Here is an 11,555-nt window from a genome sequence, read left to right as displayed (position 1 = left end):
ATTAAAGGCAAATAGCCATTAATAAGGCCGTATGCTCTAATAGTCAGCAGCTGTTTCTGCTATGGAAGTGCTTAGTGAGCTCGACGCGAAGCGACAAAGATCACATGGACGTGAGAATAGATACTATGATCGAGGCTATAGAGCCTGCCGCTTTTTCAAGGCAAGTCAGCGAAATCTGCAGGCTTGCCCTGGCGTTGGATGGTAGTACAGTACCTGAGTCTGCGCAAAAGGCTCGCGATCTTCTCACACGACTGGGTGAGATCGGCCAGGATCTCGACAACCTTATCGATTCGGTTAAAGCAATTCTAGCCGAGCCGAAATCCCACCGTGCCCAGAGCAGGCCTGCTCAAAGCGAATCTCTGCCAGAAGCCTATTCGAACGCGCCTCATCTGGATGGTGGCCCATTTTCCGATGGCCAGCGGGAAGATCGCTAGCGCCCCGCTCCCGACGTAGCAGACTTGAATTGCGGCTGATGCTTGGGCAACACTCGTTTACGCCATGAGGCCAATTTCTCTAGAGTAATGCAATCCTGCCACTCTGAAAGCGCAGCGCCTCCTGCTGTCAGCCTTTCACGAACGTCTTTTAGGTAGTGATGCAAGGTAATAGGACTGCTATGTAAGGCGATATTCAACTCACCAGAGCGGAACAGAACGGCATTCGAGCGATCCATCACCGTAAAAGAAAACGAGCGGTAGGTTTCTCCTTGAATAAAGGAGCACCGCAACGGCGCCAGGGCATATCTGATTTTTGCGCAAATGGCTTCGTAACGTAGGTGTTGCATAACTTTATGCCCAACTGCAGCTTACTAGGTTCCGCACAGACCCCTATTTATTCAGTTAGTTCGATGTAAATCGCATTTATGAATAAATTTCTTTGAAAAACCTGCTTTTAAATCAAGTTTCTCAAGCCCGACTTTTAATTCCATTGCTTTCATCTCCTGCCTTATCAGTAGTGAAAGCTAATGCTTATACTCTTTGTGAGGCCAACACCTCGAACGCCTGCTCATCTGCATTGCGTCCACGCCAAGCCAGGATTTTTCCTGGCCGGAAGTTACGAGAGTCGATCATTGACTTAGTAAGTTTAATCTCGCCTCTGACCCAGGCCGGATCATCGGGAGAGAACGTGGCGGGTGCTTGGGTAAGGTGAGTATAAAATGCCTTTTGTGCGTTGAGGTCGACACTCATGATCTGAATGACGCGGTCACGGGGCTGTGCCTCGCCTGCCAGAATATCGGGAACAAGGTAGCCATTAAGAAACACGTCGGCACTCTGTACCAAATCGCTAGAAACATTCTTGAATGCTATAACCTCTACACGTATTCCTTTACTTTGTAGCGCGTGAACCAACGCCACAAAGTCTCCGTCGCCGGTCACAAGAACTACCCGGTCGAGTTTGTCGGCCTGAGTAAGCACTTCAACCGTCAACTCGACATCAACATTTCCTTTACGGGATGTGCCCGTGTCGTTCGTGTAGCGTTTCACGGGCTTGATGAACAGACGAAAGCCTGCCCCCTGTATCCGTGATACATGAGCTGCATGCCAGTTGGCATACTCCGGCTTCTCTTCTGCCAGTACCTCATCGAAGGCATGGTAGGCCCGCGCAATCATTACTGTACTCGACGCTTCGTAAAAGCGTCGCAAAGTCTCGTAGCGCATGTAACTGCCGCCACTGGAGCTGATGTTGTCAGAGTCGACATAGATACCGGTTCGCACTGTTACTCCTAGTCATGTAGGCCCACCTGCCTGAAGAGGCAGGGTACCGAATGGAGTACAGTATAAAGCGATCTGCTCCAGGAACATCACCTCCTATGTCCCTGCCTCAAAAGGCTTGAATATTCTGCCGCCTCCTACGTTCTGATTTTTTGTCTGTTCTATGGCTTGTTTCTTGCCGATCGGTGTGTCGGCTACGCTTTCGGCCGGCCTGTTTTCTACTTATGAAATTTTCACGCATCTCTTGGACTGCTGTGCCACACTGCGGCCGCTTGCCGCTTCGTCGGCACTCACATTAAAAAAAAGCATCCTTGAGGTGTCACGTTGAAAACGCTGTATGTGGTGGGGAACGCGTTGGCGCTAATATGCGCTAACGCGTTGGCTGGGGATAGCACTGCGCTGTTAGACAAGGAACATGAGAAAGCCGCTTTTATTAAAGATCTGATGAAGCGGATGACGCTCGAAGAAAAGATCGGGCAACTTAATTTGGTCAGTGTGGGACCTGACTACACGAAAGAAGCCATCATGGCCGATATACGTGCAGGCAAAGTAGGGGCCATGTTTAATACGGTTACTCGACCCGATATCCGACAAATGCAGGTCCAAGCGGTCGAGCACAGCCGACTGCACATTCCGTTGCTGTATGCCTATGACGTTATTCATGGACATCGCACCGTCTTCCCAATCAGTCTGGGTATGGCGTCTAGCTGGGATCTAGATGCTATCGCCCTGAGCGGTCGCATCTCAGCTCAGGAAGCGGCAGCCGACGGCTTGAATCTAACCTTTTCGCCAACAGTGGATATCACTCGGGAGCCCCGTTGGGGCCGTGTTTCCGAAACCTTTGGCGAGGACGTCTACCTGACCTCACGCATTGCAGAGGTTCTGGTAAAAGCCTACCAGGGTAAGGATCTGTCCGCTCCGGATACGATCATGGCCAGCCTCAAGCACTTCGCCCTCTACGGTGCCGTCGAGGGCGGGCGTGATTACAACACGGTCGATATGAGCCCGCAGCGGATGTTCCAGGACTATCTGCCACCTTATCAGGCAGCGGTCAATGCAGGCGCGGGTAGCGTTATGGTGTCCTTGAACGCGATCAATGGCATACCTTCTACTGCCAATAAATGGCTACTCAAAGATGTGCTTCGCGAGCAGTGGCAGTTCAAAGGTATGACTATCAGCGATCATGGTGCAGTTAACGAGTTGATTAAGCACGGGGTCGCCCAAAATGGGCATGATGCAGCCCTGCTGGCTATCCGGGCGGGCGTTGACCTGAACATGCATGATGACTTGTATGGCAAGGAGCTGCCTGTTCTGTTGAAAGAAAAAGCAATCACGCCTGCCGATATCGATGAGGCATGCCGACATGTACTGGCTGCCAAATATGACTTGGGCTTGTTCAAGGATCCCTATGCCTATCTGGGCAAAGCCGACGATCCATCGTTCGATACAAATGCCGAGAGCAGACTGCACCGCGACGCCTCCCGCAGCGTGGCGCGTAAGAGCATGGTGTTGCTGAAAAATGAGCGCGACCTCCTCCCCTTGAAAAAACAAGGCACTCTGGCCGTAATCGGCCCTATGGCGAAGAGCCAGCGCGACATTATGGGTAACTGGTCGGCCGCTGGCGTGACGGCACAAGCGGTTTCCGTCTACCAAGGGCTGGAACGAGCAACGGCGGGCAAAGCGAAGCTACTGTATGCCAAGGGTACCAACGTCACCAACGATTCAAGCGTGCTGGCCTACCTGAACTCGTACGACCCCAGCGTCGATATCGATCATCGCTCTGCCGAAGACATGATTGAGGAGGCCGTCGAGGTGGCCAAGCACGCTGATGTTATCGTCGCGGTCGTCGGCGAATCCCAAGGCATGGCACACGAAGCCTCAAGCCGGGCCGATATCACTATTCCTACCAGTCAACGAGACCTGCTAAAAGCCCTCAAAGCGACCGGCAAGCCGCTCGTACTGGTCCTGATGAATGGCAGACCGCTTGCCCTGGAATGGGAAAACCAACAGGCTGACGCCATGCTCGAGACTTGGTTCAGCGGCACCGAAGGCGGCAATGCCGTGGCGGATGTCCTGTTTGGTGACTACAACCCCTCCGGAAAGCTTCCTATGACGTTTCCTCGGTCAGTGGGCCAAGTGCCGATGTATTACAACCACCTGAACACAGGGCGGCCTTTCAACCCTCTGGACCCAGGCAAGTACACGTCACGCTACTTCGACGAAGCCAATGGTCCGCTTTTTCCATTTGGCTATGGGCTGAGTTACACCACGTTCACAGTATCCGATATCGCATTGTCTAGCCCGTCCCTGAGCAAGAACGGTCAGCTTACGGCGCGCGTAACAGTCAAGAACACTGGAAAGCGGGCGGGCGAGACGGTGGTTCAGCTGTATCTACGCGACGTGGTCGCCTCGGTCAGCCGCCCCGTCAAGGAATTGAAGCATTTCAAGAAAGTCATGCTGCAGCCAGGGAAGCAACAAGAAATCGAGTTCACAATCACGGACGATGACCTGAAGTTCTATCACTCCGATCTGCAATACCACTCCGAGCCCGGCGACTTTAACGTCTACATCGGGCTGGATTCAGCGAATGTGAAGGAACAGCAGTTTACCCTGCTCTAATTCTGAAACGGCGCCTGCGATTTTTGCAGGCGCCGTTTCAGCGCCCCATTAGAAGATGGCTTAACGTGTAAAGCACTAGGCCTACGAGCCCACCCACCAGTGTGCCGTTAATACGGATGAATTGCAGATCCTTCCCTACGCTGCGCTCGATCTGCTCGACCAGTTCAGCGGTATCCCACTCCTCGACCCGTTTGGCGATGTAATCACCGATCCGTCGGCGGTAGCGCTCGATCAGCGGTGGAGCAACGGCCAATACTTGATCATTGACCCAGTGACGCATCTCTTTATCGGCTGCCAAGGCAGCACCCAGGCGCCGCGTTAGCTTGACCAGGCGGTGCCGAATCGTGGAATCCTCTCGCGCAAGGTCGTTCTGTAACCAGTCGATCAGATCGTTCCATAAATCATGTAAGTAACCTGCAATCGCCGGATGCTCCAGTAATTGCGCCCGGACCTGCTCGCCTTTCAGGCGAAAAGCGGGATCACTCTTCAAATTGACGATAAATTCTGCCACATAGGTATCAAAGCGAGCCCGCAGCTCGTGGTCCTTATCCTCACTGATCTCACTGATCAGATCGGAAATTCGTTGGACCACCTTTTCGGCAGACCAGCGTCCGGCATACTCGTCAAGGCGCAGGTAACGCAACGCACTGAGCTCGGATGAAATTGCCCGGGCGATCATGGCCTGTGTTGCTTCATCCTTCATCAAGCGAGCAATGCTTTTTAAAACATCGTCCAGCATAGCCTGATGGCGCCGGTCAGCCGTCATCACATCGAGGAGCTGGCCGCTTACCCAAGCCAAATCTATCTCTTTCAGTCGCTCAGTCGCGGTACGTTGAATGAATTGCTGAACACGCTCATCACGTAGGGCATCAATACCGAAGCGGGCAATACCTACGAGGTGAATTCCCAGCGCTTCGGCATTAGTGGGCTGGCGCAACCAACCGGCCAATCGGCGAGCCGTGTCGAACTCCTGAATCTTGGCCATAACCTGAGGCGTAGACAGGAAATGCGTAACAATGAAATCAGACAGCTTTTTGCCAATCTCTACCTTGTTACGCGGGATAATACCCGTGTGCGGAATCGGTAACCCTAGGGGACGCTGGAACAAGGCGGTCACAGCAAACCAGTCGGCGATCGCACCTACCATCGCCGCTTCGGAAAAAGCCGCCACATATCCCCAGGCAGGATGCGTATCCTGTAGAAATGTCGCTATAGAGAATAGAACGGCAGCCAACAGCAGCAGGCAACCCGCAAGAAGTTTCATTCGAAACACAGGTGATTGCCAGCGGGATACATTTCCCATCAGGACCTCCCGTTAGGCAATCGTAAACATTTCTGTTTTGAGTAGATCTCTAACAAAACGGTCCTCGTGCTCAACTGGTGGTCGCCCTGATGGGGCTCTAAGGGACGATCAATCCCGGTAATAGACTTTGACCAGGTGATAGCCGAATTTACTTTTTACTGGCCCATGAATTACACCGACAGGCTTCTTGAAAATAACCTGATCGATAACACGAACCAGTTGCCCGGGCCGTACTTCTCCCAAGTCTCCGCCACGCTTGCCAGAGGGGCAGGTGGAAAACTTCTTTGCCAATACGTCGAATGCCTCGCCCTTATCCAAACGTTGCCTGAGGCCAGCAGCCTCTTCTTCCGTCTTGACCAGTATATGTTTGGCCATGGCTTTCATGACAGGAACCCTCAAATACAAAACGACCGTTGCCGTTCTCATACCATAGAGCCGGCAACCCGCCGGCTTGTTTCACTTGTCGCACTGCCGTTACCAAAGGCAGTTACTGCCCCAGTACTTCCTTTAGCGACTCGTAGGCCGGTGCAGCATAGATTTCCAGCTCATCACACAACGCCTGCACACGATCCACATCGGAGGTATAGACCAGCACGGCTTGCAATTCGTCATCCAGCGGGTCGCTGAAGTCCATCAATACATAACCGCCCTTTTCAGGGTACATACTGCTCAACTGCACCTGAATGCGATTCAATGCTTTCAACGGTTCGACTTTGACCAGTTGCTTGGGCTTGATATTGAAAGATACATCTTTGCCAAAAGAATCCACGATCTGCTGGAACAGGTCAGCATAGGTATCAGCCTGGAACAGTACGGTTTCCGGCAGACTGCCAATCACAACCCACTCACCCAACGGAATAGGAAAGGTGTCGTCATAGTTGATATCTGGATTGGCTGCCAGAAAGGCTTCTGGATCAGCGTAGGCCTGTGCAGCCTCGGTGGCGATTCGCTCAATCTCCTCATCACTCAGGCAGCCCGAGCTTATTTTGGTGATCAGTTCAAGGAGTTGGTCTTTCATGTCATGCATCCGGCAATGTGCGAATGCCTAGTTTACATGGAGGGCGGCCAGGTTGCTGACCCGGCCTTATGGATAACTATCAATGCTTGTAAGAGGCGCAGCGCGCTACGCTTACTGCGCCGATGATAGTAGTTAGACTTCAGGCTTGCGGTACAGGTTGACGATACCTGAGAAATCCTTTCCTCCGTCGCCTCTTTGACTCATGGACTGATAGAGCTGTTGCGCCAGAGCGCCAAGCAACACAGGCTGCCTGGCCTGCTTGGCGGCCTCGGTAGCGAGCCCCAAATCCTTAAGCATAAGATCGGCACCAAAACCGCCTGTATAACCGCGCGCAGATGGCGCAGTTTCGATGATACCCGGCCAAGGGTTATAAGTATCCGAGCTCCAGCAGCGCCCGGTTGAGGTATTGATAATGCCAGCCAAGATCTTGGTATCAATACCCAAGGCGTCGCCTAGAGCCATGGCCTCGGCTACGCCGATCATACTAATGCCCAGCAGCAGATTGTTGCAGATTTTGGCGATTTGCCCGGTGCCTAATTCTCCGCAATGAACGATATTTTTCCCCATACAGGCCAATACGGGCTGTATACGGTCGAACAGTTCAGCCGAGGCGCCGACCATAAACGTCAACGTGCCAGCTTGAGCGCCACCGGTCCCGCCAGAAACCGGCGCGTCCGCCATGCTTAACCCCTGCTCTGCAGCCGCGGCTGCTACTTCACGAGCAGTTTGCGGATCGATAGTGCTGCTATCGATGAGCAGAACGCCAGGACGAATGCCAGTCAATACCCCCTGTTCGCCTAGATAAACAGTGCGTACATGCGCTGCCGCAGGCAACATGGTAATCACCAGGTCGCATGTCTGTACGGCGTCTTGTGGTGAAGCTGCCGGTTGAGCACCCGCCTCGCCCAACGCGATCACAGCCCTCTCGTTTACATCAAAAACGGTCAGTTCATGGCCTGCCTTTAGCAGATTGTGGGCCATGGGTGCACCCATATTACCCAAGCCGATAAAGCCGATACGCATCGTAGCTCTCCTTCTAGCGTGCCTCGCCTGCAGAACGCAGCGATAATCACCGCAAAGTAATGGTCGTGTTCACGCCTTCACTAACACTTGCATCGTCAAACCAGCGTGCGGTTACCGTCTTGGTCTGTGTATAGAATTGAACGACCTGCTTACCATAAGGCCCCAGATCACCCAGCTTCGAGCCTCGTGAGCCCGTGAAACTAAAAAAGGGTACCGGCACTGGAATCGGGATATTGATACCCACCTGTCCAACGTCAATCTCACTCTGGAATTTACGAGCAGCCGCGCCGCTTTGAGTGAACAGCCCTGTGCCATTGCCGAAAGGATTGCGATTCACCAATTCGATAGCTTCATCCAGTGTTTCCACTTCGATGGCCAATAGAACCGGACCGAAGATTTCTTCGGTGTAGATGCGCATGTTTGTGGTGACACTGGAGAACAGCGTCGGCCCTACAAAGTTGCCTTGCTCATAGCCAGGCACCTGCACATCACGGCCGTCCAATAGCAAGGTAGCTCCCTCGAAAATACCGCTTTCGATCAAATCCAGTACACGCTGCCTGGCACGCTTGGAAATAAGCGGGCCAATGTCTGTGCCCGGCTCACAGCCTGCGTTCACCTTCAGCCGTGCCGCACGCTCTTTCAGTTCGGGTAGCCATTCACGCGTTTTGCCTACCAGCACAACCACTGAAGTTGCCATGCAGCGCTGTCCTGCTGCACCAAAGGCAGCACCTACCAACGCATTCAAGGTCTGTTCACGGTTAGCATCGGGTAACACCACAGCATGGTTTTTCGCTCCCATCATGGCCTGCACCCGTTTCCCGTGCCGCCCGGCCAAGTCATAAACATGCGTACCCACGGCTGTCGATCCAACAAACGACACGGCTTTTATATCAGAGTGCGTACACAAGGCATCGACAACGTCCTTACCGCCATGGACAACATTGAGAACGCCAGGCGGAACGCCTGCTTCAAGTGCCAGCTCAACAAGCTGCATTGTGGAAAGAGGGTCCTGCTCCGATGGTTTTAGGACGAAGGTGTTCCCGCATACGATTGCCATGGGAAACATCCAGAGGGGAATCATGGCCGGAAAGTTGAACGGAGTGATTCCTGCGCAGACCCCAATAGGCTGGCGTAAGGTGTAGGTGTCTACCTCATTAGCCACATTTTCAGCGAACTCTCCCATCTGCAAGGAGCCGATGGAGCAGGCATGCTCGACCACTTCCAGCCCACGAAAAATATCGCCTTCGGCATCCGCCAAGGTCTTGCCTTGTTCGGCACTGAGAGTTTGGGCAATACGTGGCAGGTTTTCGCGGATCAGCGCCTGAAAAGCCAGCATGATGCGCATGCGCGCACCAATCGGTGTCTTCCGCCAGGCTGGAAAAGCGCGTTGTGCTGCGGTGATGGCAGACTCGACTTCTTCTGGCGTGGCAAAAGGTACACGGGCCAGCACCTGCTGGGTGGCCGGGTTAATAACGTCTCGCCATTCTTGCGTGGTCGAGGCTTTCCATTCGCCTTCGATGAGCAGTTTTACCTGCTGAATCCCGGCCTCAGCTTCATGCGAGGGAGCGTTCATCGCGAACCTCCGTCCTGGTCAGATCGAGGTTACTCAAGATAAGGCGATGGTCATGGCGGTAAGCCTGCTCCATAGGTGCCTCTATTTATTGTTATATGGCTTTTAGGACGCCCCTTCGCTACGAATCATATGAGCACACAAGAACTGTAAGAACCGTAGCGGTTGTGGCTCTTATACAGTATAGGTATGCAAACATCTGATAAGAATGCATAAAAAAGCCGATTAGATATGCAAAAAAATGTCATGTCTCCAAGCCGCCTCAATTGGGATGATTTGAAATTCTTTTTAGAGGTAGCCCGTACTCGTAAAGCCACCAGCGCTGCTCGGCGGCTGGCGGTCGATTACACCACCGTCTCCCGGCGTATCCGGATACTGGAACAAAGCCTGGGCGCCCTATTGTTCGAAAAATCAAGGACAAGTGGTTTTGTAATGACCCTTGAGGGTCAGCGGCTTTTGACTTATGCAGAGGCCATCGAAAGTACCTTGCAAGCGGCCTGTGAAGAAGTAGCTGACGCTGGGCTTTCTTTATCTGGACACGTACGGATCGGCTCTACTGAGGGTTTTGGAAATTTTTTCATCGCTCCTCAACTGAGTCGCTTCCAGGAGGCTTATCCCAATATCCTGGTTGATGTCTTACCAGTGCCCCACTTCGTCAGTCTCTCTAAACGTGAGGCGGATATTGCTATTAGTCTGGAGCGCCCAGAGCGGGGGCCTTACGTATGCACTAAGTTATGTGACTATCGGTTGCAGCTCTATGCCACCGCCGAATATCTGCACCATCATCCACCCGTCCAGACTCTGGCTGATTTAGCTCAGCACACATTTATCACGTATGTAGATGATCTAGCCTTTAGTCCGGAGCTCCTCTATCTTGAGCCGTTAGTGCCTAATGTCAGAACCCGCCTGCGCAGTACCAGTGTGATCGCGCACTACACGGCGGCGCTGCAAGGCCAGGCTTTAGCTATCCTGCCCTGCTTTCTTGCAGCCCCCGACCCACGTCTACAGGTTTTGCTACCTAACGAGATTCAGGTCACTCGACATTTTTGGATGTACTGCCAGGAAGATCTGCGTACGCTCAAACGCATGACACTGTTATGGGACTATTTGCGGCACTGCGCTATTGCCAATGAGGCCCTACTTATGGGCAGATCACCCGAAATGCGATTCGTCGAACCAGTCTGAAGCGATAGCGATACCCCAGCCTTAAAATGACCAGGCTGCTTGGCTAACCTTACAGAAACCTAAGATTTGTTAGTCGACTCGATATTTACAACCTAGGACCTGTCAGACATCATACAGGCTACCCTCTAGCTGTAGTCTCATCGGTACACGTCCATGCAAGCGTCAAGTAGCCAGCCTCCGCTTAGAAGAACCAAAAATCTGTCTCAAGAATTAGCCGACCTACTGGAAGCACAAATCCGCAACGGAACGCTTGCACCAGGCGCCAAGCTCCCTTCTGAGGCACAAATCATCAAGGCTCACGGCGTTAGTCGAACCGTAGTGCGTGAGGCTCTTTCAAATCTGCAGGCCAGTGGCAAAGTTACCACGCGACAAGGAATCGGTACGTTTGTGTGCCAACCCTCCACTACGCTTTCCACGTTCTTGGATGGCGTAGCCGTCGAAACGCTTGACGATGTGATCTCAGTCATCGAGGTACGCGTCAGCCTTGAGTCTGAAGCTGCCGCCCTTGCCGCTCAACGTCGCACTCCTGCCCAGCTTGGGCAATTACGACGTCTTCTTGATCAGATGCAAGAGCAAACCGCCAGGGAGGTTTCTTTGGCAGATTTGGATATGGAGTTTCATTTGGTCATTTCGCAGGCCACGGGAAATCGCTACCTCACTAGCATCATGAGTAGCCTAGGGCAGGAATTAGTCCCACGCATTCGACTTAACAACGCCTTCAGTAATAGCCCTCTCTCGCAGCTATATCTGAAGCGGCGCGATGCTGAACATGAAGACATCTATAACGCCATTGCTCGGCAAGATGCTATCGGCGCGGCGGCTGCCATGCGCCTGCATTTAACCAACAGCCGGGAGCGCCTTATAAAGGTCATTAATGCTTACGGATAAAAAGACAAATGAAGAGCAAATAATTTTAAGCACCCCACTTGTATGATGACTGACGTCAGGTTAGGCTAAAACCAGAATAACAATCGCCTAGATGCCGTCAGGCCAGGATACATACACAATGACGCCACAAGAACTCAAGCACACCCTCTCATCCGGATTGCTGTCTTTTCCGGTGACCGATTTCGATGTGCAGGGCAACTTCCGCCCCGATACCTATATCAAGCGCCTGGAGTGGCTTGC

At 52.8% G+C, this 11,555-nt stretch carries 11 protein-coding genes and 1 pseudogene; 5 read left to right on the top strand and 7 right to left on the bottom strand.

From position 1 onward, the window contains the following. Positions 1-110: 110 nt before the first annotated feature. Complete coding sequence (locus tag IQ22_RS21050; RefSeq protein ID WP_145145687.1) at positions 111-434, top strand: hypothetical protein; 324 nt, start codon at positions 111-113, stop codon at positions 432-434. Here IQ22_RS21050 and IQ22_RS21045 read toward each other — a convergent pair. Next, a complete protein-coding gene (locus IQ22_RS21045; protein WP_145145685.1) occupies positions 431-781 on the bottom strand; it encodes a hypothetical protein in 351 nt (116 codons plus the stop codon). The genes IQ22_RS21050 and IQ22_RS21045 overlap by 4 nt on opposite strands. 184 nt (positions 782-965) lie before the next feature. After that, positions 966-1,712 carry a LabA-like NYN domain-containing protein gene (locus IQ22_RS21040; protein WP_145145683.1) on the bottom strand — a complete coding sequence of 249 codons (747 nt, stop codon included), beginning with the start codon at positions 1,710-1,712 and terminating at the stop codon, positions 966-968. A 321-nt stretch (positions 1,713-2,033) separates the two neighbouring features. Between IQ22_RS21040 and bglX the strand changes: the two genes are divergently transcribed. After that, the gene (gene bglX, locus IQ22_RS21035; protein ID WP_145145681.1) at positions 2,034-4,328 is read left to right on the top strand and encodes a beta-glucosidase BglX; all 2,295 of its coding nucleotides are present in this window, start codon (positions 2,034-2,036) and stop codon (positions 4,326-4,328) included. A gap of 37 nt (positions 4,329-4,365) precedes the next feature. Here bglX and IQ22_RS21030 read toward each other — a convergent pair whose 3' ends face one another. The 5 genes from IQ22_RS21030 to IQ22_RS21010 form a co-directional block, all read right to left on the bottom strand. Next, positions 4,366-5,634, bottom strand: coding sequence for a DUF445 domain-containing protein (locus tag IQ22_RS21030; RefSeq protein WP_167654198.1), 1,269 nt, complete (start codon positions 5,632-5,634; stop codon positions 4,366-4,368). A 105-nt stretch (positions 5,635-5,739) separates the two neighbouring features. Further along, positions 5,740-6,015 carry a peptidylprolyl isomerase gene (locus tag IQ22_RS21025; protein ID WP_145145677.1) on the bottom strand — a complete coding sequence of 92 codons (276 nt, stop codon included), beginning with the start codon at positions 6,013-6,015 and terminating at the stop codon, positions 5,740-5,742. Positions 6,016-6,118: 103 nt separating this feature from the next. Then, on the bottom strand, positions 6,119-6,649 hold the full coding sequence (locus tag IQ22_RS21020) for a hypothetical protein (RefSeq protein WP_145145675.1): 531 nt from the start codon (positions 6,647-6,649) through the stop codon (positions 6,119-6,121). A 132-nt stretch (positions 6,650-6,781) separates the two neighbouring features. Continuing rightward, positions 6,782-7,672 carry a 3-hydroxyisobutyrate dehydrogenase gene (gene mmsB, locus IQ22_RS21015; RefSeq protein WP_145145673.1) on the bottom strand — a complete coding sequence of 297 codons (891 nt, stop codon included), beginning with the start codon at positions 7,670-7,672 and terminating at the stop codon, positions 6,782-6,784. 46 nt (positions 7,673-7,718) lie between these two features. Beyond that, a complete protein-coding gene (locus tag IQ22_RS21010; protein ID WP_145145671.1) occupies positions 7,719-9,245 on the bottom strand; it encodes a CoA-acylating methylmalonate-semialdehyde dehydrogenase in 1,527 nt (508 codons plus the stop codon). Between the two features lie 228 nt (positions 9,246-9,473). On the opposite strand from IQ22_RS21010, the gene IQ22_RS21005 reads away from it, so the two are divergent. The 3 genes and pseudogenes from IQ22_RS21005 to IQ22_RS20995 all read left to right on the top strand — a co-directional run. Further along, entirely contained in the window at positions 9,474-10,427 is a 954-nt protein-coding gene (locus IQ22_RS21005) for a LysR family transcriptional regulator (protein WP_145145669.1), read from the top strand. A gap of 153 nt (positions 10,428-10,580) precedes the next feature. Next, a complete protein-coding gene (locus IQ22_RS21000) occupies positions 10,581-11,315 on the top strand; it encodes a FadR/GntR family transcriptional regulator (protein ID WP_145145667.1) in 735 nt (244 codons plus the stop codon). Positions 11,316-11,433: 118 nt separating this feature from the next. After that, positions 11,434-11,555 (top strand): annotated as a pseudogene (locus IQ22_RS20995) (5-dehydro-4-deoxyglucarate dehydratase); the annotation flags it as partial.

Origin of the sequence: Pseudomonas duriflava (assembly GCF_007830155.1) — a bacterium.
Classification (GTDB): Bacteria; Pseudomonadota; Gammaproteobacteria; order Pseudomonadales; family Pseudomonadaceae; genus Chryseomonas; species Chryseomonas duriflava.
Note: the sequence above shows the minus strand (reverse complement) of the source record. Positions and strands in the feature narration are given on the sequence as shown.

Coding starts and splice junctions, on each gene's coding strand:
- IQ22_RS21020 (WP_145145675.1), bottom strand. CDS start 6,649: ATGAAAGACCAACTCCTTGAACTGATCACCAAAATAAGCTCGGGCTGC.
- IQ22_RS21010 (WP_145145671.1), bottom strand. CDS start 9,245: ATGAACGCTCCCTCGCATGAAGCTGAGGCCGGGATTCAGCAGGTAAAA.
- IQ22_RS21000 (WP_145145667.1), top strand. CDS start 10,581: ATGCAAGCGTCAAGTAGCCAGCCTCCGCTTAGAAGAACCAAAAATCTG.
- IQ22_RS21025 (WP_145145677.1), bottom strand. CDS start 6,015: ATGAAAGCCATGGCCAAACATATACTGGTCAAGACGGAAGAAGAGGCT.
- mmsB (WP_145145673.1), bottom strand. CDS start 7,672: ATGCGTATCGGCTTTATCGGCTTGGGTAATATGGGTGCACCCATGGCC.
- IQ22_RS21045 (WP_145145685.1), bottom strand. CDS start 781: ATGCAACACCTACGTTACGAAGCCATTTGCGCAAAAATCAGATATGCC.
- IQ22_RS21005 (WP_145145669.1), top strand. CDS start 9,474: ATGCAAAAAAATGTCATGTCTCCAAGCCGCCTCAATTGGGATGATTTG.